We start from the raw sequence: 20,329 nt of genomic DNA, 5'->3' as shown, positions 1-20,329 counted from the left end.
AATGGCCCCTCTGAACATTGTCCCACTCCTTGCCACATGCGGATTCCGGCCGGTGCCGCGGCAACAATATGACTGTCTGCGAAAACGCCGGGAGGCTCCTGTGCGATGCAGAAGCAACGCGAGACCGGACTTGAAATTCCTGACACTGGACTATCACCATTCTCCCCTCTTCAAACGCTCGCTAATGGGCGGGATAGGGCATTGTTCCTGACGATCATGCCGGACGACGAACAGAGCGCTTCCGTCCGGTCGGGCGGCAGAAGCGAATCGCCTCAGACCCGCCGCCCGCTCGCCTGCCAGGTCAGGCCGGGTAGTTTGACCATCTCGCACCCGCACACCGTGCAACGACTGACGAAGCGCCCCCGATCCCAGTGACTTGCCTTGAAGTCGACAAGATGGCGGCCGAAAAGAGTGTGCAAAATCATGATCGCGCTCCTCGCTCAGGTTGTGCGCCGCCTTCATTGTCCCAGCGATCGAGCGCATGAAGAAAGGGTTCCGGGAGACCATCTTGCGGACAGGCGGGTTGCGGCGATCCTGGCCGCGTGCCGTTATCGCTCGCCCAGCTATCGAGCGCGCGTTCCAGATCGGCCTGCCGCCGCGGAGACTGGCGGAACGCATTTTCCGTCGTTTGCGGAACATGTTCCAGTACATGGCGAACCAGGCGGCTCCACAGCCGAACGACCCGGCTGAAAGGTCGCGAGGGTTCAGGAATAGCGATCATCGGAAAACTCCCGGCGGGCAAGCGGGAGCTCGATGTCTCTCAGTCACGGGAAGCTTGCGATCGAAATCGGGTGATAGCGTATCTTATCACAGGGTGGACGCATTGCAGGCATCAATTCGCACCGGGGCATCGCTCCGCCCATCGGTATCAGCCCATATCGTCATCATTCCTCCGGCGCCGGCGCAGTCCCGGCGCTTTGCGGGACGGTATATCGGGATGGCGCTCGAAGGCGCCGCTTTCCCTGGACATGCGCCCGTTCTGAACCATGGCCGTCGCGCGCGTTTTCGAAGTGCCGAAGCCGCACAGCGCATAGCCGGCCAGGAGACGAGCTTCCCCCGATACTCTGTCGTTCCGTCGCCGAACAGGATGGCTCCGCCCTAGCATTTGACCTGCATCATCCCCACATGGGAAACATCGCATCCCATGCCCCGGGCGCCGGTGCGACAGAGAGATACTCCCATACTCCCGCTCGCCTATGGAGTCGGGTCATGCCGAACATATCAGACGTTTTGAAGCCTGAGCTGGCCGTAACCGCGCCGCATGCCATGGCGTTTCCATTGCTACCAGAGGCTGACCGGCGATCCGCCGTGGAGAGTTGGGAAAATGAAGGCGGTCACTTCCCCGCGTTCACGCCCTGCCGAAACCCCAGCGCCTCGGGTCCCCAAACGGCGGTGACCGACTCCGACACGCAGAGAGCGGAAATAGACTGGTTGACCCGTAAACTCGCCGACGACTTCGCCAATGGGCGCGTGGGAAAACGATATAGCACCTATCAACATCGCATGCGGGTCATTCGCCAATTGACGGCGATATGGAACGCAGGGCGCCACTGATCGCCGACGACCGGCGACTTGCGTCGAAAGTGCGCCCCAGGCGCGCTCCGCTCCCTATTGCGCGTCATTCTTTTCCTAATTCATGCCTCAGATAAAGCGATAGGCGATTTCTTTGCGCGAACCGTTTGTCAAATTTCCCGACCGCATTCTCATTACGTTGAAAAAATCTAAATAAACTTCAATCAAGATTATCCAGATAATTTATAATGATAAGATGCCTTATTTCCATATTTAGGAATATTATTCCATAAAACTGAAACTTAAGGAACAAAATCAGGCGCGGGGCGTTCATTCAAAGCGAACGGCATTTTGCCAGTTCCAGGAGCCCCCAAATGTACAGGTTTATTCTCGCGGCGAATATCGCCGCCATCGCCCTTGTTCCGTCCGTCGCCGGCGCACGAACGCAGTCGCAGGCGACCTGCGAAGAACAGCGCTCGACGCGCGTCGTCGCCACCATCGGTGGCGCGGCGGCCGGCGGCGTGCTCGGTAACGTCGTCGCGGGACGCGGAGACAAGACGATCGGCACCGTGGTCGGCGCTGCCGCTGGAGCTGTTATCGCCAACCAGATCGCCAAGCCGACGCGCGATTGCCGCGACGCCTTCGGCTATTACGACGATCAGAATCGCTGGCACGCCACCGGCGTCAACTCCTCAGATGCCCGCGGCTATTACAATCGCGAGGGCATATGGGTCGATGGCCCGCCCAACGGCCGATATGGCAGCGATGGTCGCTGGGTCACTTATGCGGCGTCCAGTCGCGGCGAAGGCGACTATCGATCGGGCGGCGAATGGGTGCCGGCATCGGCGAATGGCTACTACGACCGTAACGACACCTGGGTGCCGGGCTCGGCCGGTGGCCGGTATGACGATCGCGGACGCTGGATCGGAACGACTGCCTCCGCACCGCAAAATCGCCGCGACGATGCCTATGGCTATTACGACACCACCGGCGCCTGGCATGCGACGTCAACCGCGCGCGGCCGGGCCACCGGCTATTATGACCGCGACAACAACTGGGTCACCGGAACCCCGAACGGCTATTACGACGAGCGGCGCAACTGGATCCCCCAGCGCGAGGACGGCGCTGCGAGCGGCAGCTATGACGGCCAGAACCGCTGGATACCGGCCTCCTCGGCGGGCTATTATGATGACAATGATCGCTGGATATCCGGTGCGGCGAGCGGGCATTACGATCCGCGCGGTCGCTGGGTAGCGGGCGTGACCGTCGGCCATTATGATATGAACGGTCGCTGGATTGCCGGTGCTGCGAACGGACGCCGCGATGCAAACGGCAATTGGGTCGCCGATCCGCATCCGGGCTATTATGATCGCAACGGCCGATGGAACGCCGGCGCGACGACCGGCTATTATGACGCCCGTGGGCGCTGGGTTCCTACCGGGCGCGAGGGCATGGGCAGCGACTATGGGACGAACCGTCCCGCTATTCTCTCGCAGCTCGCCAACCTCGACCAATATGTCCGCACCGCCCGGTCGGAGCGCACGATCGACAATCGGACGGCCATGAGTGCCACCCGCGAGCTGCGATCCATTCGCGCCAGCGAGCGGGCCATGCGGCATGACCGGATGGATCGGCTGTCGGCACGCAACGAAGCCGCGCTGCAATCGAGGATCGATCGCCTGAATCTTCGCCTGCGGCTCAGCCCGCAGTAAAACGAACACCCATTAAAAGGGGATCTGCCGCTTCCGCTCGGTGCGGGGGCGGCAGCTTATCGTCCGGATCACATGGCGAGCGGCGGGCCGGTCCTATTAGTCGGCCGTGCCGCTTCAGCTTACACCAACCGGCCCTTCGTGAACGATCGAAACCCTTGTTCCCGGACGGGCCCCCGCCGTTTCGACGGTCGCATTAAGCTGCAGAGCTTGTATCGAACTCAAGATATTACATAATAATTATCATGGCTTATAGTTTCATCAACAGTTCATACCCCCCCACATTATCTTCGCTTAGCGCCGATTAGGCTCCGGACTCAATTGCACTAGAAAGAGATGATGGCGGCGAGGAAAACGCCAGCCATGTAGTTGGCGGCGAGTTTGTCGTGGCATCTATGCACCTGGCTCCCGAACCGCTGCAGCCCCCAAGGGCTAGCCAGCTAATTCGGAGCGAGCTTCGTGCTCGCACAGACCCGGAGGATGGGTGTGCCGAATCTGGCCGGTAGCGGCCAGTCAGCCTTTGTCCAGCGATCGATATAAGCTGATACGGGACCAATCCATCGTAATTTCCCGATAAGAATTGACAAGGCATGACGCATCGAATAATTCCGATGCATGAAAATAGACTCCGCGCTTCCCGCTCTCGCCGCCCTTGCCCATCCGACGCGTCTCGAAGCCTTCCGCCTGCTCGTCCGGCATGAACCCGAAGGCCTGTCGACTGGTGAGCTTGTTGACGCATCGGGTCTCACACAAAGCACCTTCTCGACCCATCTCGCGGTGCTGGCCAAGGCAGGCCTCGTAAAATCCCAGAAACAAGGCCGGCAGCAAATCCAGCGAGCCGATATCGACACGCTCCGCGAGCTGATGCTCTTTCTCGCCAAGGACTGCTGCCAAGGAAGAGCCGAACTGTGCGAGCCGCTGCTCGCTGAGCTTGCTTGCTGCTGAAGGAACCCGCCCCTTGACCGACATCATCGTCTATCACAACCCCGAGTGCGGCACCTCGCGCAACACGCTCGCGCTGATCCGCAATGCCGGGATCGAGCCGCACGTCATCGAATATCTGAAGACACCGCCTTCGCGTGCCTTGCTGGAGCAATTGATCGAGCGCGCCGGTATCTCCCCGCGAGAGCTGCTGCGCGAGAAAGGCACGCCCTATGCGGAGCTCGGTCTCGGCGACGAAAGCCTTACCGACCGCGCACTCGTCGATGCAATGATGGCGCATCCGATCCTCATCAACCGCCCGCTCGTCGTCTCGCCGCGCGGAGTCAAGCTCTGCCGTCCCTCCGAAGCCGTCCTCGATATCCTGCCCGCACGGCAGCTTGGCGCCTTCACCAAGGAAGATGGCGAACAGGTGGTCGATGCGGCCGGCAATCGCGTTCAGGCCTGACGAAAATATCATGACCATTGCCACCAAGCCCGAACGCCTGTCGTTCCTCGACCGCTATCTGACGCTCTGGATTTTCCTCGCGATGGGGCTGGGCGTGTTGCTGGGGTCGGTCTTCAAGGGGCTGCCCGCCGCGATTGACGCCATGTCGGTTGGCACGACGAACATCCCGATCGCGATCGGCCTCATCCTGATGATGTATCCGCCGCTCGCGCGCGTGCGTTACGATGAGCTTCCACGCGTCTTCGAGGACAAGCGCGTTCTCGCTATCTCGCTGATCCAGAACTGGATCATAGGGCCGGTGCTGATGTTCGCGCTCGCGGTCATTTTCCTCTCGGACAGGCCCGAATATATGACCGGCCTGATCCTGATCGGTCTCGCGCGCTGCATCGCGATGGTCATTGTCTGGAACCAGCTCGCCAAGGGCGACAATCAATATGTCGCGGCGCTCGTCGCCTTCAACTCGATCTTCCAGATTCTCTTCTTCAGCGTCTACGCCTGGTTCTTCCTCACCATCCTGCCGCCGCTGTTCGGGCTTGAAGGCAGCGTCATCGACGTGAGCTTCTGGACCATCGCCGAAGCGGTTCTCATCTATCTCGGCATTCCCTTCTTCGCCGGATATCTGACGCGCCGCATCCTCGCGAAGGCGAAGGGTGACGAGTGGTACGAGACGCGCTTCCTGCCCAGGATCGGCCCGATCACGCTCGTCGCGCTGCTGTTCACGATCGTCGCGATGTTCAGCCTCAAGGGCGGCGAGATCGTCACCATCCCCGGCGACGTTGTCCGGATCGCAATCCCGCTCACCATCTATTTCATCGTGCAATTCCTCATCAGCTTCTGGATGGGCAAGCTCATCGAGGCGGACTATCCGCGCACCACCGCGGTCGCCTTCACCGCCGCAGGCAATAATTTCGAGCTCGCGATTGCTGTCGCGATCGCGGCCTTCGGCCTTGCCTCGCCGGTCGCCTTCGCTGCCGTCATCGGCCCGCTCGTCGAAGTGCCCGTCCTCATCCTGCTCGTCGGCGTCGCATTCCGCCTCGGACGCCGCTGGTTCCCCGCCACCACGCCTTCACAAGCCTGAGTATCATGACAGAACAAGCCCACAGCCGCCTTCGGACACTCTCAGACCCGGACCATCTCCCGGCGCTCAGCCCGGAATTTCTTCGCGCGCAGCCGGCGCTCGGCCTCGGACCGCTCGATCCGGCGCCGCGCATCCTGCTGCTCTACGGCTCGTTGCGCGAACGCTCATATTCGCGGCTCGTCGTCGAGGAGACGGCACGCCTGCTCCAGCTCTTCGGCTGCGAGACGCGCATCTTCGATCCCTCCGACCTCCCCTTGCCCGACCAGATCGCCGACGACGATCATCCGGCGGTTGAGGAGCTGAGGCAGCATTCCATCTGGTCCGAAGGCCAGGTCTGGTGCAGCCCCGAGCGGCATGGCCAGATCACCGGCATCATGAAGGCGCAGGTCGACCATCTTCCGCTCGCTTACAAGGGCCTCCGTCCGACGCAGGGTCGCACGCTCGCGGTGATGCAGGTGTCGGCGGGGTCGCAGTCGTTCAACAGCGTCAACACGCTGCGTATCCTTGGCCGCTGGATGCGGATGATTACCATTCCCAACCAGTCGAGCGTCGCCAAGGCCTGGCAGGAGTTCGACGAAGCGGGCCGCATGCTGCCGTCGAGTTACTATGACCGGATCGTCGACGTCGCCGAGGAACTCGTGCGGTTCACCGTGCTCACGCGCGGCCACGCCGACCAACTCGTCGACCGCTATTCGGAACGCAAGGACCGAAACGAGCCGGTTCCTACGCCCGCCGAGATGGCCGGAATTCCCGGGACGACATCGGCCGCGTGAGATCAAAGAACAGCCGGGCGGTTCAACTTTTCTCGAAGAGACGCTTCAAGCTCGCGTGGAGAATGAAGGTCGATCGGCCGATCCTGACGGTGTCGATGGTACTTGCCCGATCAGCTCATAAAGGGTCGAGTACGGAATGCCGGTGAACTTCATAGCATCGGCGATGCGTAAGCTGAGCGGCTCGGCCGGCAAGATCTTGCGCTACCAACGCAGTTCGCTCGCGCTCCTCGATGCTCATTCCCTGCATCGTTTCGGCATCGAGGAACCGGGAGCAAGACTCGCGATTTCGTCTCGCGAGAGCCAACCTTCGAAATCGGCCTGCCGCCTCGCGAGATCGAGCGGCGGTAGCGCCTCGGCAAACCGCGACACGCCCGATCCGTCGAAGCTGTGGGCGCCGGCCGCCGCGCAAAGCCGGATGCGCCGCGCACTGTTGACCCGGCCGACATGACATATTGCGCCGCGCGCGCGTGCGAACCGTGCCCAACCCGCCATCGTCGCCAGCTTCCACTCGGTATCGCCGCCGACGAAGACCCCGACGCGCGGCCCCACCAGATCGCGGACATGCGCGGGCATGATGCCGTTCTGGACAGCGACCATGAAGCGCGCCTTGGCAAGGGAACGACGATTGCGGAGCCGGGCGAGCCAGGTCCGCGAAAATTTCAGCGATGCCATGCCGCCCATGACGATGTCGGGCACGACGATCCAATCCGCATCGGCGCCGAGCCGGGCAATAGCGCGCTCGAACGCGGCTTCGTCAAACGGCTCGCCGCGCTGGAACGAAGTCCATGCGCCATTGTCGAGGGCATAGCGGAATCCTTCCGTCCGCAGCGCGCCGCGGGCCGACACCATCAGCCTCCACCCGGCACGGCGCAGGGCATCGAGGTTGCGGCGCGTACAGGTGCGCGAAGCATAGGCGATCATCATCCCCCCGTTCCTCTCCGTTCTCGGCGCAACCGCTGGAATACCCGGTCATTGTCGAGAAAGGCCGCTAGCATCGCGGGGATCAGGTCGGCGACGGATTCTTCGCGGCCATATTGCTCGTGATAGAAAGCGGCATATTCGCCGATCGTCGCGTGGAGGTCAGGCATGAGGTTGATCGCGAGCTTGACCGGTGTTCGATCGGGCAATTGCCTGAGGCTGATACCGGCCATCGTCAGCCTCCCCGCGCCTGCCAGGGCCGCAATATGATATCGCTATGCCGGTCGAGGTTGATGCGGCGCATGTGGAACATTGGCTGCTCAGCGACGGGCACTGGGCGGTTCGCCTCGACCTTCACGACGGCACGCTGCTTGGCGGGCCGACCCTGGTCGAGCATCGCGTGACGGGTCTCGCATCGGCAATACCGAATCTCGAGGCGCTCCGGCAGTTCGTCCTCCTCGCCCGGAAAGGGCGGCTGCCCGCATCGCTTTTGCCCCGCGAGCGGCGCGCGGCGCAGTGGATCCTCGAACTGCGCGTCGGAGACGCACTTCTTGAAGGCGCGCCTCAGCAGGCGATAGCGCGCGCGCTGTTCCGGCATGCCATAGCCCCCGAGCGATGGCGGATCGAAAGCGCCTCCTATCGCCTGAGGGTGCAAAGGCTCGTGCGCGCCGCGCGCCGCTATCTTGCCGCGCCGCTCAGCGGTCCATGGTTCGATTGACGGTACGCGCCGGCAGGGTCGTGCACGATGTCGCATGGCGGAACGGCCTGCAGCACCCGCCGGCGACAGGACGAAGCATCGCTGCACGCCCGCCCATAACCGGCTCCCGAGGCTTGATGGGCGGATCATGCACATCCAGATCGGATTGGGGAGCGTCAAAGCGAAGACAGGATATGTCATGGAACCCGAACGATTTCTGCGAATGCAAAGCGTGCTTGACCGGACCGGCCTCAGCCGCGCGACGCTCTACCGGCAAATCAGCGACGGCAGCTTTCCCCGTCAGCTTCAGCTCACACGCCGATGCGTCGCATGGCGCGGTCGGAGGTTCAGAGCTGGATGGCCGAGCGGTTCAGCGAGCGGGCGGGCAATGCCGACGCTCCGCCGCGAAGTTGAGCACCGCCGCTTTCAAAACCGGTAGTTGCGCGACCTCTGGCTGCGGTGTGATGCCACCGATGCACGCCTAATCGAGGCTGCGTCCATCGGGGTCTTGCAGCACCGCCCCGGCAGCGCCTCCGGCACAATAGCTTCCCCACGCCTCCATCAGCCTGACACGCGCGCCCGGCTGGGTCGGCGTGCCAAGATAGGTTGTACGCCGATAGGCCGCCTGCACGGCGTCGGGTGTCTTGTGAGCCAGCGCCGCTTCCACCACGGCATCGGGAAAATCCTCATTGGCCGCCCAGTCGGTGAATGTGGAACGAAAGCCGTGCACATGGAACGGCTCCTTCATGTCGCGCAGCACTTTGAGCAGCGTCATGTCCGACATCGGCTTTCCGGCCACGCCCGGAAAAACGACATCGGTATCGGGAAGCCGGAAGGCATTCGCTTTGGCGAGCACCGCCAGAGCCGCGTCGGATAGCGGCACCATGTGCGCCTTGCCCCGCTTCATATGGTCGGCCGGAATGGCCCAGAGGCGCCCTTCGAAATCAAACTCATCCCATGTCGCGAGCCGAACCTCCTGGCTGCGCACGCCTGTAAGGATGAGCAGTTCGAGCGCCAGCCGCCCGAATGCTGGCTTTCGACGCAAGGCGACCATGAAGTCGGGCAGCGCGCTGTAAGGCATCGCCTTGCGATTCTCGCGCGATTTGACTTGGCGGGGCAATCCGCGCCCGGCTTTCAAGCTGCCGTTGCCCGACGGGGCTTCGCTGGAGCGCCAGCCTTTCGCGTGGGCATAATCCAGGACGACGCAGATTCGGTTGCGAACCTGACGCGCCGTTTCGGGAATCTCCTGCCATATCGGCAACAGCACATCGATGATGTCCGCCGCGGAGATTCTCCCGGTCGGAAGGTCGCCCAATTTCGGGAAAGCATGGCTCTCGAGGGCCGCAAGCCATTGGCGGGCATAGATGACGCTTTTCCAGCCTGCCGCATTCTCGCTATGATATTGGCGGGCCGCTTCCCGGAATGTCACCTTGGCGGCGGCTTCGTCCTTCCTTTCCGCCAACACATCGCGACCCTCGATCTTGACCGCCTTGCGAAGTTCATTGGCTTTCTCACGCGCCTCCGCAAGAGGAAGCAGCTTGGCGCTGCCCAAGCCGATATCCTGGCGTTTGCCGTCACGTTGCAGCCTAAGAAGCCAAGAGGCCCCTCCCCGCTTATCGACCTTCAGAAACAGCCCGTCGCCGTCCTGATACGTGCCGGGATTCGCCAATGCTGCCTTGACCGCCAAAGCCGTAAGCTTTTTCATAGGGTTAACCCAATTTTTTACCCCCACACTCGGAAGCCCGATTCTTAGGGGTCGAAAAATTTACCCCCACATTCTCCCCACACTTTTCACTGCGCTGCAGTGATCTGCGATGAGATGCAGAGGAACGACCGAGGGATAATACCCTAGGATTTCCGCGGCTTCCAGCGATTTTAGGAAATGCCCTCGGACCAGAGGGTGGTGGACAGGGCTGGATTCGAACCAGCGTACGGAAACCCGGGCAGATTTACAGTCTGCTGCCTTTAACCACTCGGCCACCTGTCCATCGGGGCCCGCTTTGGGAAGTGGCCCAATGGCGAAACGAGGCTTGCCTGTCAATGGCGGTCGTGGGAAAGGCGCGCCTTATGAGACAATTTTCCCGACATCGCCGCCCGTCAGGCGGAAATCAACGCGGTCAGGCCGTCCGTTTCTGGGGCCGCCACGCCGTTCTCGCCGCGCTCGCCAACCCCGAACGCACGGTCAAGCGCATCTGGGGCACGCGCGAAGCATTGGGCCAGCTCGACCTGCCGCCGGTGATTCCCATTTCCTACGCCGATGTCACCGACCTCGCGCGACTCGTCGCCCGCGACGCCCCGCATCAGGGGCTGGTGATCGAAGTCGACCCACTCGAAAGCGTCTATCTCGGCGACCTGCTGCAGGAAGAAAGCGACGCGGACAGCAAGCGCCCGCTCATCATCCTCGATCAGGTTACCGACCCGCACAATATCGGCGCGGTGCTCCGTTCGGCCGCGGCGTTCGACGCCGCCGCGATCATCACGCAGGACCGCCACAGCCCACCCGAAAGCGGCGTGATTGCGCGCTCGGCGTCGGGCGCGCTCGAAACCGTGCCGTGGGTGCGCGTCGTCAACCTGTCGCGCGCGCTGGAGGAAATCGCCGAGGCGCAATATTGGCGCATCGGGCTGATGGGCGACACTGATACGACGCTGGGATCGACGCTCGACGGCAGCAAGGTCGCGCTGGTGCTCGGCTCCGAAGGCGACGGGATGCGCCACAATGTCATGGAGCATTGCGACGTGCTGGCAAAACTTCCCATCTCGCCGCGAATGGAAAGCCTCAATATCTCCAACGCCGCGGCGATCGCGCTCTACGCGGTCGCGACGGCGAGTAAATAACCGTCGCCCCCGCGAAGGCGGGGCCGCTAGAGATGTTACTCAAGGCCGACAGCGGCCCCCGCCTTCGCGGGGGCGACGTATAGGTCAATCCTCCGCCGCGATCCGCACGCGGAGACCGTCGAGCGCATCGCTGAACGGGATCTGACACGACAGGCGCGAATTGTCGTCGCGGTCGGTGGTCGAATCGAGCAGGTCGTTCTCGTCCTCGCTCATCGCGGGCATCGCATCCTTGTCGCCCGCTTCGACATGTACATGACAGGTTGCGCACGAACAGCAGCCGCCGCACAGCGCGAGCAATTCGTCGAAACCGGCGTCGCGGATATTTTCCATCACGGTCAGGCTGGTGTCGCCTTCGATCTCATGCTCGGTCCCGTCGCGCGTCACGACAATCAGCTTGGCCATGCTAGTCCCTCATCTCTTTCTTGTCGCAGGCGCTATGTCGCGCGTTGCACGGCAAATCAAGCGTTGCTATCAGCTACCCAAGGAACAAAAGGAGAATATGCGATGGGTCTCAGCCAGCAGCAGCTGAACGCGGGAATCGACGCGCTGGCGGAGCGCGACGCCAATTTCGCGCGCGCGCTCGGCAACGCTGGCTATCCCGAGCCGCGCATCCGCGCACCGGGCTATACGACGCTTCTTCGTACCATCGTCGGCCAGCAGGTCAGCGTCGCCGCCGCAACCTCGATCTGGAACAAGCTCGAGGCGCAGTTCGGCGAAGGCTGCCCCGCCGAGGTCATGGCCGCCGCCGATTTCGACACGCTGCGCGCCTGCGGCCTGTCGGGGCAGAAACAGGGCTATGCCAAAAGCCTCGCGCAGCTGATCCTCGACGGCGAACTGACCTTCGACGCCCTCCCCGCCGACGACGAGGAAGCGATCGCCTTGCTCACGCGCGTCAAGGGCATCGGCCGCTGGTCGGCCGAGATCTACCTGCTCTTCGCCGAAGGCCGCCCCGACATCTGGCCCGCGGGCGACCTCGCGGTGCAGGAAGCCGTCGGCCGCATTCTCCAACTGGGCGCGCGCCCGAGCGAGAAACATGCGCGCGAACTGGCCGAAGCCTGGCGCCCGCACCGCGGCGCGGCGGCGATCTTCAGCTGGCATTGTTATAATATGGACGTGATTTGAGGGTGAAGCGAATAGCCCCTCCCTTCTTCGTCATTCCCGCGAAAGCGGGAACCCAGTAGCGCCGTCGATGCACGAGAGCTTCAGCCCGACCGTCTACCTCCTTGCCTCGCGCCGCAATGGCACGCTCTACCTTGGCGTCACGTCCAATCTTGCTCATGGAATCGCGCGTGGAAGCTCGAACTGATCGAGAGCGCCAACCCCGATTGGCGCGACCTTGCCGAAGACTTTGGCTTTGATCCGTTAGGTTGAACTGGGTTCCCGCGTTCGCGGGAATGACGAGGGAGGGAGTTAGCTCCAAACAAAAAGGCCGGGCGGAGCATCCCCCACCCGGCCTTTTTTTGTTGATTGCAGCCGAAGCTTATTTCTTCGCCGCGGCCTTCTTGGCCGGGGCTTTCTTGGCGGGCTCGGCCTTCTCGGCCGCGGCCTTTGCCGGAGCCGCCTTCTTCGCCGCAGGCTTGTCCTCGGCCTTGGCTTCAGCCTTCTTCGCCGGCGCCTTCTTGGCGGGAGCCTCGGCCTTTTCTTCCTTGGCCTCTTCCTTCACCGCGTCCTTCTTGGCGGCGGGCTTCTTCGCCGCCGCCTTTTTCGCGGGCTTCGCATCATGGTCATGGTCGTGACCGCAGCCCGGGCCGTGGACATGTCCGTCGTCATCGGCTTCGATCGCGGCTTCGATTTCTTCGCGCGTCACTTCGCGGTCGCTGATCTCGGCCTTTTCGAACAGGAAGTCGACGACCTTGTCCTCATAGAGCGGCGCGCGGAGCTGCGCGGCGGCGAGTGCGTCCTGCTGGACATATTCGACGAAACGCTGGCGGTCCTCGGGGCGATACTGCTGCGCCGCCTGCATGACCAAGCGCTGCATTTCCTGGCTGCTGACCTGAACGCCATGTGCCTGGCCGATCTCCGAAAGGAGCAGGCCGAGGCGGACGCGGCGCACCGCGATGTTGCGATATTCGTCGCGATCGTTCTCGAGTTCGGCTTTCGCCGCTTCGGGATCTTCCTCGTGGCTCGCTTCATGCTCGAGCTGCTGCCAGATCTGGTTGAACTCGGCCTCGACCATCGTCGGCGGCACATCGAAGTCGTGGCTCGCGGCGAGCTGGTCGAGCAGCTTGCGCTTCATATAGGTGCGCGTCAGGCCGTTGAGCTCTTGCTCGACCTGATCCTTCATCAGCTCTTTCAGCTTGTCGAGGCTTTCGAGGCCGAGCGTCTTCGCGAACTCGTCGTCGATCTTCGACGCCGCGGGAACCTTCACTTCCTTCACCGTGACGGCGAATTCGGCGGGCTTGCCCTTCAGATTTTCGACCGGATATTCATCGGGGAAAGTGACCTTCAGGGTCTTTTCGTCGCCCGCCTTCACGCCGACAAGCTGGTCTTCAAAACCCGGGATCAGCTGGCCCGAGCCGATTTCGACCGCCATGTCCTCGCCCGTGCCGCCGTCGAAGGCGACGCCGTCGACGCTGCCAGCGAAGTCGATGATGACCTGGTCGCCCTGGGAGGCCTTCTTGGTCTTCGGCGCTTCTTCGAACCGCTTCATCTGCGCGGCGAATTCCTCGATCTTGGCCATCACCGCCTTGTCGTCGGCGGGAACGGTCAGGCGCTCGAGCTTCAGCCCGTCGATCGACGGAGTTTCGATTTCGGGCAGCACTTCCAGCGCGACCGTGACTTCGGCATCCTTGCCGCTTTCATAGCCGTCGGCCAGCGACACCGCGGGCTGCAACGCGGGGCGCAGCTTTTCCTTCGCCATCAGGTCGCGCACGCCGGCGTCGATCGCCTTGTTGAGCGCGTCGGCCGACAGCGCGGGGCCGTGCATCTTGCGGATCAGGTTCGGCGGAACCTTGCCGGGGCGGAAACCGGGCATGCGGACGGTCGGGGCGATGCTCTTCACCTCGTCGTCGACGCGCGCGTCGATATCCTTGGCGGTGATCGTGACGCGATATTCGCGCTTCAGGCCTTCGTTCAGCGTTTCGACGGTCTTCATTGCCTTGGTCTTATCCTTGCTCAAAATCTCGTATCCGAACCCCGCCAATATGGCGAAGTTCCTCATGATCCCGGCCTGCATTGCAGAATGGTGCGGGCGAAGGGACTCGAACCCCCACATCTTGCGATACTGGTACCTAAAACCAGCGCGTCTACCAATTCCGCCACGCCCGCAGGTGTTTTTCGGCCGGGTGCACGAAATCGCGCGCTGCCGCGCACGCCCGTGCGGGCCGCGCGGGGCTATAGCAGACGCGTGGCCGAGGGCAAGGGGCACAAGGGGCGATAATCCGCGGGCGGAACATGCTTCGTGTCCGTTCGTTGATCGGGTCAAGGAGAATGACGATGGCGAGCAACCCGGACCCGCTTCCCAAGCCCAAACCCGACACGATCGAACCGCAGTCGCCGCCCGAACAGCCGGTGCAGCCGACCCCGCTCGAAGATCCCGCCGGCCAGCCGGCCGAAGTCCCCGGCCGCCCGGGCGGCGGCGATATCGACGAACCCGGCCGCGGCCCCAGCGAAGTCCCGCCGCAGCAGGTTTGATGGGCCCTTCCCTTCTCGTCATTACCTCGAACGCGGGGATGACGAAGATTAGGTTGCTCAGCAATACTTGACCTCTTCCCCAACGCTCAGCACGATGCGTTGCAGGGGAGAGAGACATGAGATTGACCGCCGCCATTGCGTTGCTCGTGGCAACCGCATCGCCCGCCACCGCGCAGGAAACGACGCTCTACCGCGGCGGTCCGATCGTCACGATGGATGGCGACACACCGCAGGTGGTCGAGGCGGTGGTCACGACCGGCGACCGCATCGCCTTCGCCGGCCCTGAAAAACAGGCGCGCCGGGCGGCGGGCAAGGACGCCGCGATCCACGACCTTCAGGGGGCGACGATGCTCCCCGGCTTCATCGACGCGCATTCGCATTTCGCCGTCGCACTCCAGATGGCGGGCGGGCTCGACCTTTGGGACAAGGCGTTGCCGCCCGTCACGGACATCCCCAGCCTGCAAGCCGTCGTTCGCGACCATATCGCGCGGCGCGCCATTCCCAAGGGCGGCTGGGTGATCGTCTGGCAATATAATGAAGAGGCGCTTGCCGAAAAACGTCACATCACCCGCGCCGAGCTCGATGCCGTATCGCCCGACCACAAGATCGTGCTGCTCCACATCTCGCTCCACGGCCTCGTCGCGAACAGCCCCGCGCTCGCCGCCGCGGGCCTGTCGGACGCGAGCCAGCCCGAACCCGGCGGGCTGATGCTGCGCGACGGCTCCGGGCGCCTCAACGGCGTCCTGCTCGAAAAGGCGATGTACCGACTGCTGCCCGCGCTGCCGCAGCCGACCGCCGAGCAGAAGCTCGCGATGCTCGACGCCGCGCAGGCGCGCTATTTCGCCGAAGGCTATACGCACGCGCAGGACGGCGCGACCCAGCCCGCCGACCTCGCCTTCTTCACCAGCGCCGCCGCGCGCGAACGGCTCAAGATCGACCTCGCCCTGCTGCCGATATTTACCGGGCTCGACGCCTTGCTCGCCGATCCCGCGCCGCAATTCGGCACGTACGAGGGCCATGTGAAACGCCAGGGCATCAAGTTCATCCTCGACGGCAGCCCGCAGGCGCGCACCGCTTTCTTCACTCGCGACTATGCGCGCGGCGGCCCCGACGGCGCGCATCCCTGGCACGGCCAGCCGATCGTAACGCAGCAGGAGTTCGAAACGCTCGCGCGCAAGGTCCACGACCACGGCTGGCAGCTCTTCGTCCACGCCAATGGCGACGCCGCGATCGACATGGCGATCAAGGGCTTCGACGCGCTCGGGATCAAGGCCGCCGACGACCGCCGCCCGGTCGTCATCCACTCGCAATTCCAGCGCCGCGACCAGCTCGCCGCCTATAAGCGCATCGGCGTCGGCCCCGCCTATTTCTCGAACCACAGCTGGTATTGGGCCGACGTCCACCGCACCAACTTCCCGAAGGACGTCGTCGATTTCATCAGCCCCTTCGCCTCGGCGCGCGCCGCGGGGCTGATCGCGTCCAACCATAGCGACTATAGCGTCACCCCGCTCGACACGCGCTTCATGCTCTGGACCTCGATGGCGCGCGTCTCGCCCACCGGCGTCGTCAGCGGCGAGAGCGAGCGGCTCGGCGCCTATCAGGCACTGCAGGCGCTCACCACCGGCCCCGCGTGGCAGGCGCGCGAGGAGGACCGCAAGGGCCGCATCAAGCCGGGCCTGCTCGCCGACTTCGTGATCCTCGACAAGAACCCGCTCACGACGCCGGGGTACGCGATCAAGGACATCAAGGTTCTGGAAACCATCAAAGAGGGCCGCAGCGTTTGGCGGCAGCCGGCCGGCGCCGCTTCGCGCTGACCTTTTTCCTTATGCGCCGCCCGGTGACACTTGGTGGCCGAACGGCGGTGCGATAGAGTGCCGCGGCTTCGGCAACGGAGTATCCGTCGCGCGGCTATGCGCCGCCTGCCGACCATCACGCGCCGCCCACCGAACCGGGATATCGCGACGCCAATTCGCTCGTCCTCGTCTGCTACGACGTCGGCAACTGGGCGGCAGGGCAGCGGCGCTTCTAGGGAACGATGCGCTTCGCTGCGACGTCGGCGAGCATCGCCTTGAGCGCTGCGGCGTCGTGCCAGCGACCGTCCGCCATCACGCCCAGCGGCGACCGCAATGTTGCTGGCCTTTCGAGCGGATTTTCGGCGACGAGCAACAGGTCGGCGCGATAGCCCGGCGCCACGACGCCGAACTTCGCCGCGCCCGGCACTGTCTTCGCGATGAACTCGCCCGGCGCTCGCGTCGCCGCCGACAGCGCCTGCCACGGCGTCAGCCCCGCGGCGAGCATCGCGTCGATCTCTTCGTGCAGCGCGAAGCCCGGCACCTGCCCCGGGATCGTCGGCGCATCGCCGCCGGTAATCAGCGGCACGCCGGCATCGGCCATCGCCTTCACAAAGCGCGCTTCGAACGCCACGCGGCGCGACAGGTCGACCGCCTTTTTCTGATAGCCCGACTGCGCCCAGCCGATCCGGTCGGCGGGCGACAAATATCGTGCCTCGGGCGCCGCGAGATAGGCTCTCACCACCTCGGGCTTGCCGAACTGCGCCGCAATCGTGCGATAGTTGAACAGGTCCGACGTCACGAAGGCGCCATACGCCTTCACCAGCGCGATGGCGTCGGCGATCCCCGCATCGGGGGGCGGCGCATTCTGATCGTCGGCGGGCGGTTCGGGGAAGAAACCGTAGAAAAATTCCTCGACATGCGCGACCATCGCCTGCCCCGCCGCCAGCTGCTTCGCGAGCCCGACCGCCTTCACATTATGCCCGACGACGCCGATTCCTTGGCGCTGCGCCTCGTCGGCGATCCCGGCGAACGCGTCGGCCGACAGGTTCGTATAAACTTTCATGAAGCTGTAGCCGTTGGCCTTCGCCAGCCGCACGATCGCACGCCCCTCGTCGGCCGTCCGCACGACGAAATGGCCATATTGCGGGTCGCTATCGACGACGAAGGCGGTGAAGATATACGGTCCCGGCACGTCGCCCTTGTTCACCGCGATCCGCGTGCGTCCTGCAAAGGCATTGGCCGCCTCACCCATGTTGAGCATCGTGGTAACGCCGTTCGCGAGCAGCAGCGTCAGGTCGTCGCGCGTCGTCACATGATTGTGCATGTCGGCGAGCCCCGGCACCAGCCACGCGCCCTCCCCGTCGATTACCTTTGTGCCTGCAGGCAGCTTCGCCTTGCTCCCGACGCTGGCGATCACCCCGTCGCGAACGATCACCGTCGTGCGCGGAATCACACGTTCGGTGTCCATCGGCACGACGTTGACGTCGGTGAATACGACCGTCTCCGCCCGCGCGAGTGTAGCGCCGGCGAGGATCAGCCACAGCGTCAGCAGCGCGCGCAGCATGTAGCGCATCGCGTCAGCCAGCACAGAAAGCGGCGAAACGCGCAATCGCCTGCTTGCCGCCAGCCGTCGCCGCCATGTCGACCGTGTCACCATTGGCAGTCATCCGCAGCCAGCCGTTCGCGGCAAAGGCACGAAAGAAGGGAAAGGTCGCGGGCATTTCCTGCGCAGCAAAGGTCGGCATTTCGTCGGTCTCGGTCGTCCCGGTCAGCCGCACGCGCTGGTCGCCCGATTCGAGGGTGATCGCCGTCAGGTCGGGCGCGCCGCCCGAAATTCCGGCAAAGACGCGGTCGCCGCCTTCCTCGCAGGTGAAGTTCAGCGGCTGGTCATCGGTGCCGTCGACCTCATAGGCGAGGATCGCGTCGGGCACCGGCCTCTCGTCGTTGACGCGCATCGCCCAGTCATAGCCGTCGTTGATCGCAGGCGCCGCCGCCGCGCTCGTCGCGCCGCCCGCGATCATCGCCAGCGGGCCGCCGACCGCAACCATCATCCGCTTCATCATCATCCGCCCTTCCTATCATATCTGCACTGATTTCAATGCCATGACAGCGAAGCGGCCGGATTCGCTGTGAACGCGATCACTGATAAGGGATCAGCCGAGCGCCTTCTTCAGCAGTTCGTTGACGACCTGCGGGTTCGCCTTGCCCTGCATTGCCTTCATCGTCTGCCCGACGAAGAAGCCGAACAGGGCTTCCTTGCCGCCCTTATACTGCGCAACCTTGTCTTCATTGGCGGCGAGGACCTTGGCGATTTCGGTTTCGATCGCGCCGGTGTCGCTCGTCTGCTTCAGCCCCTCGCGCTCGACGATCGCCGCAGCGCCGTCGCCGCTCTCGAGCATCTTTTCGAACACCTGTTTCGCAATGGTGCCCGAAATCGTGCCGTCGGCGACGAGGCCGAGCAATTCGCCCGCCTGCGCCGGGGTGACCGGGCAGTCGTCGAAGCTCATGCCGAGGCGGTTGAGCGCGCCGAACAGCTCGCTCGATACCCAGTTCGCCGCCGCAGCCGGCTTCGCGCCGGTTTCCAGCAGCGTATCGAACCACAGCGCGCTCTCGACCTCGGCGGTCAGCACGTCGGCGTTATACGCCGAAATCCCGGCCGCCAGATAGCGCGCGCGCTTGGCGTCGGGCAGTTCGGGCAGGCTGTCGCGGCACTCGGCCAGAAACGCATCGTCGAGTATGAGCGGCAACAGGTCGGGATCGGGGAAGTAGCGGTAATCATGCGCATCTTCCTTCGACCGCATCGACCGCGTCTCGTTGCGATCAGGGTCGTAGAGCCGCGTTTCCTGCACCACCGTGCCGCCGCTTTCGATCAGCTCGACCTGCCGCTTTGCCTCGCCCTCGATCACCGCCATCACGAAGCGCACCGAATTGACGTTCTTCGTCTCGGTGCGCGTTCCGAACTCGTCGCCGGGCTTGCGCACGCTAACGTTGACGTCGGCGCGCATCGAGCCTTCTTCCATATTGCCGTCGCACGATCCGACGTAGCGCAGGATCGAACGCAGCTTGCGGACATAGGCGCCGGCCTCGGCGGGCGAGCGCATGTCGGGGCGCGAAACGATCTCCATCAGCGCGACCCCCGAACGGTTGAGGTCGACGTAACTCATCGTCGGATGCTGGTCATGCATCAGCTTGCCCGCGTCCTGCTCGACATGGATACGCTCGATCCCGATGCGCTTGGGCTCGGGAATCCCCGCCTTTTCATCTTCCTCGATCGTCAGCGAACCTTCGCCGACAAGCGGATGATAAAGCTGCGAAATCTGGTAGCCCTGCGGCAGGTCGGCGTAGAAATAATTCTTGCGGTCGAACCGCGACCATTTGTTGATCTCGGCCTCGATCGCCATCCCCGTGCGCACCGCCTGGCGGATGCACTCGCGGTTCGGCACCGGCAGCATGCCGGGCATCGCCGCGTCGACGAGGCTCACCTGCGTGTTCGGTTCGGCCCCGAACGCCGTCGCGGCGCCCGAGAACAGCTTGGCGTTGGAGGTGACCTGCGCATGGACCTCGAGGCCGATCACGACCTCCCACTCGCCGGTTTCGCCCTTGATGCGATAGTCGCTCATCAAAACACTTCCAATTCGATTTTATCGTGATCTGTCGCAAACTCGATCAGCACCGCCTCATATGGAGCATGATCCGAGAAAATGTCGATATGATCACCTGACGAGAATGATATCCGAAGCCTTAATTCATCCAACAGAACAACATTTTGCGGCGTTTGACCGACAAGCCGCCAAATTGGCGCGCTCGGCGGCTCTTCAGTCCAGTCGTAGCTCTTCCCATCAATGAAGAACGAAACCTTGAAGAAGCAAGCGATGCGGCTGACGCCTTCAAAGGCAAACTGAAAATCATGCCTCCCCAAGCCAATCCAGTGGATCGGCTCGCGACGGCACAATTGGTCAAGACGGAGGGCTACATCCTCCGTAAATGACAGCAT

General features: G+C 63.5%; 23 protein-coding genes, 2 tRNA genes and 1 pseudogene. 13 read left to right on the top strand and 13 right to left on the bottom strand.

The window, feature by feature from the left end:
* Positions 1–272 precede the first annotated feature (272 nt).
* Both E5675_RS21455 and E5675_RS08345 read right to left on the bottom strand, forming a co-directional pair.
* The gene (locus E5675_RS21455; protein ID WP_168707820.1) at positions 273–425 is read right to left on the bottom strand and encodes a hypothetical protein; all 153 of its coding nucleotides are present in this window, start codon (positions 423–425) and stop codon (positions 273–275) included.
* Positions 422–721: a hypothetical protein gene (locus tag E5675_RS08345; protein ID WP_136174112.1), complete on the bottom strand. Its 300-nt coding sequence runs from the start codon at positions 719–721 to the stop codon at positions 422–424. Before E5675_RS08345 ends, E5675_RS21455 begins: the two co-directional genes overlap by 4 nt.
* A gap of 488 nt (positions 722–1,209) precedes the next feature.
* Here E5675_RS08345 and E5675_RS08340 point away from each other — a divergent pair, with 488 nt between their 5' ends.
* From E5675_RS08340 to arsH, 6 genes are all read left to right on the top strand, one after another.
* On the top strand, positions 1,210–1,554 hold the full coding sequence (locus E5675_RS08340; protein ID WP_136174111.1) for a hypothetical protein: 345 nt from the start codon (positions 1,210–1,212) through the stop codon (positions 1,552–1,554).
* A gap of 332 nt (positions 1,555–1,886) precedes the next feature.
* On the top strand, positions 1,887–3,224 hold the full coding sequence (locus tag E5675_RS08335) for a glycine zipper 2TM domain-containing protein (protein ID WP_136174110.1): 1,338 nt from the start codon (positions 1,887–1,889) through the stop codon (positions 3,222–3,224).
* A gap of 612 nt (positions 3,225–3,836) precedes the next feature.
* The gene (locus E5675_RS08330; protein WP_136174109.1) at positions 3,837–4,166 is read left to right on the top strand and encodes a metalloregulator ArsR/SmtB family transcription factor; all 330 of its coding nucleotides are present in this window, start codon (positions 3,837–3,839) and stop codon (positions 4,164–4,166) included.
* A 13-nt stretch (positions 4,167–4,179) separates the two neighbouring features.
* Positions 4,180–4,608: an arsenate reductase (glutaredoxin) gene (gene arsC, locus E5675_RS08325; RefSeq protein WP_136174108.1), complete on the top strand. Its 429-nt coding sequence runs from the start codon at positions 4,180–4,182 to the stop codon at positions 4,606–4,608.
* A gap of 10 nt (positions 4,609–4,618) precedes the next feature.
* Complete coding sequence (gene arsB / locus E5675_RS08320) at positions 4,619–5,686, top strand: ACR3 family arsenite efflux transporter (RefSeq protein WP_136174107.1); 1,068 nt, start codon at positions 4,619–4,621, stop codon at positions 5,684–5,686.
* Between the two features lie 5 nt (positions 5,687–5,691).
* Positions 5,692–6,459, top strand: a complete 768-nt coding sequence (gene arsH / locus E5675_RS08315) for an arsenical resistance protein ArsH (protein WP_136174106.1) — start codon at positions 5,692–5,694, stop codon at positions 6,457–6,459.
* 234 nt (positions 6,460–6,693) lie between these two features.
* On the opposite strand, the gene E5675_RS08310 is transcribed toward arsH, so the two are convergent.
* The gene (locus tag E5675_RS08310; protein ID WP_136174105.1) at positions 6,694–7,383 is read right to left on the bottom strand and encodes a hypothetical protein; all 690 of its coding nucleotides are present in this window, start codon (positions 7,381–7,383) and stop codon (positions 6,694–6,696) included.
* Positions 7,380–7,610, bottom strand: coding sequence for a DUF2274 domain-containing protein (locus E5675_RS08305; RefSeq protein ID WP_136174104.1), 231 nt, complete (start codon positions 7,608–7,610; stop codon positions 7,380–7,382). Before E5675_RS08305 ends, E5675_RS08310 begins: the two co-directional genes overlap by 4 nt.
* A 44-nt stretch (positions 7,611–7,654) precedes the next feature.
* Between E5675_RS08305 and E5675_RS08300 the strand changes: the two genes are divergently transcribed.
* Positions 7,655–8,095, top strand: coding sequence for a DUF2285 domain-containing protein (locus E5675_RS08300; RefSeq protein WP_136174103.1), 441 nt, complete (start codon positions 7,655–7,657; stop codon positions 8,093–8,095).
* Positions 8,096–8,129: 34 nt separating this feature from the next.
* Positions 8,130–8,513, top strand: a complete 384-nt coding sequence (locus E5675_RS21960; protein ID WP_348769825.1) for an AlpA family phage regulatory protein — start codon at positions 8,130–8,132, stop codon at positions 8,511–8,513.
* 42 nt (positions 8,514–8,555) lie between these two features.
* On the opposite strand, the gene E5675_RS08290 is transcribed toward E5675_RS21960, so the two are convergent.
* On the bottom strand, positions 8,556–9,761 hold the full coding sequence (locus E5675_RS08290; RefSeq protein ID WP_247594834.1) for a site-specific integrase: 1,206 nt from the start codon (positions 9,759–9,761) through the stop codon (positions 8,556–8,558).
* Positions 9,762–9,975: 214 nt separating this feature from the next.
* Positions 9,976–10,061 (bottom strand) — tRNA-Tyr (locus tag E5675_RS08285).
* Positions 10,062–10,141: 80 nt separating this feature from the next.
* Between E5675_RS08285 and rlmB the strand changes: the two genes are divergently transcribed.
* The gene (gene rlmB / locus E5675_RS08280) at positions 10,142–10,909 is read left to right on the top strand and encodes a 23S rRNA (guanosine(2251)-2'-O)-methyltransferase RlmB (protein WP_136174102.1); all 768 of its coding nucleotides are present in this window, start codon (positions 10,142–10,144) and stop codon (positions 10,907–10,909) included.
* 84 nt (positions 10,910–10,993) lie between these two features.
* Here the strand turns inward: rlmB and E5675_RS08275 are convergent, their stop codons facing one another.
* Positions 10,994–11,311: a 2Fe-2S iron-sulfur cluster-binding protein gene (locus E5675_RS08275; protein WP_136174101.1), complete on the bottom strand. Its 318-nt coding sequence runs from the start codon at positions 11,309–11,311 to the stop codon at positions 10,994–10,996.
* A gap of 102 nt (positions 11,312–11,413) precedes the next feature.
* Between E5675_RS08275 and E5675_RS08270 the strand changes: the two genes are divergently transcribed.
* Both E5675_RS08270 and E5675_RS21705 read left to right on the top strand, forming a co-directional pair.
* Positions 11,414–12,031 carry a DNA-3-methyladenine glycosylase gene (locus tag E5675_RS08270; RefSeq protein ID WP_136174100.1) on the top strand — a complete coding sequence of 206 codons (618 nt, stop codon included), beginning with the start codon at positions 11,414–11,416 and terminating at the stop codon, positions 12,029–12,031.
* Positions 12,032–12,098: 67 nt separating this feature from the next.
* Positions 12,099–12,280: pseudogene (locus E5675_RS21705) on the top strand (hypothetical protein).
* Positions 12,281–12,389: 109 nt separating this feature from the next.
* Here the strand turns inward: E5675_RS21705 and tig are convergent.
* Both tig and E5675_RS08255 read right to left on the bottom strand, forming a co-directional pair.
* On the bottom strand, positions 12,390–14,003 hold the full coding sequence (tig, locus tag E5675_RS08260) for a trigger factor (protein WP_136176388.1): 1,614 nt from the start codon (positions 14,001–14,003) through the stop codon (positions 12,390–12,392).
* Between the two features lie 88 nt (positions 14,004–14,091).
* Positions 14,092–14,176: transfer RNA gene (locus E5675_RS08255), tRNA-Leu, on the bottom strand.
* Between the two features lie 168 nt (positions 14,177–14,344).
* Here E5675_RS08255 and E5675_RS08250 point away from each other — a divergent pair.
* A complete protein-coding gene (locus tag E5675_RS08250) occupies positions 14,345–14,542 on the top strand; it encodes a hypothetical protein (protein ID WP_136174099.1) in 198 nt (65 codons plus the stop codon).
* Between the two features lie 116 nt (positions 14,543–14,658).
* On the top strand, positions 14,659–16,356 hold the full coding sequence (locus E5675_RS08245) for an amidohydrolase (RefSeq protein WP_136174098.1): 1,698 nt from the start codon (positions 14,659–14,661) through the stop codon (positions 16,354–16,356).
* Positions 16,357–16,567: 211 nt separating this feature from the next.
* Here the strand turns inward: E5675_RS08245 and E5675_RS08240 are convergent, their stop codons facing one another.
* The 4 genes from E5675_RS08240 to E5675_RS08225 form a co-directional block, all read right to left on the bottom strand.
* Positions 16,568–17,908 carry an amidohydrolase family protein gene (locus E5675_RS08240; protein ID WP_168707819.1) on the bottom strand — a complete coding sequence of 447 codons (1,341 nt, stop codon included), beginning with the start codon at positions 17,906–17,908 and terminating at the stop codon, positions 16,568–16,570.
* 4 nt (positions 17,909–17,912) lie between these two features.
* Positions 17,913–18,401, bottom strand: coding sequence for a hypothetical protein (locus tag E5675_RS08235; protein ID WP_136174096.1), 489 nt, complete (start codon positions 18,399–18,401; stop codon positions 17,913–17,915).
* An 87-nt stretch (positions 18,402–18,488) separates the two neighbouring features.
* Positions 18,489–19,955, bottom strand: a complete 1,467-nt coding sequence (gatB, locus tag E5675_RS08230) for an Asp-tRNA(Asn)/Glu-tRNA(Gln) amidotransferase subunit GatB (protein WP_136174095.1) — start codon at positions 19,953–19,955, stop codon at positions 18,489–18,491.
* Entirely contained in the window at positions 19,955–20,329 is a 375-nt protein-coding gene (locus tag E5675_RS08225; RefSeq protein ID WP_136174094.1) for a hypothetical protein, read from the bottom strand. Before E5675_RS08225 ends, gatB begins: the two co-directional genes overlap by 1 nt.

This window comes from Sphingopyxis sp. PAMC25046 (assembly GCF_004795895.1).
Classification (GTDB): domain Bacteria; phylum Pseudomonadota; class Alphaproteobacteria; order Sphingomonadales; family Sphingomonadaceae; genus Sphingopyxis.
The sequence above is the reverse complement of the archived record's forward strand: the minus strand, read 5'-3'. Positions and strand labels throughout refer to the sequence as shown.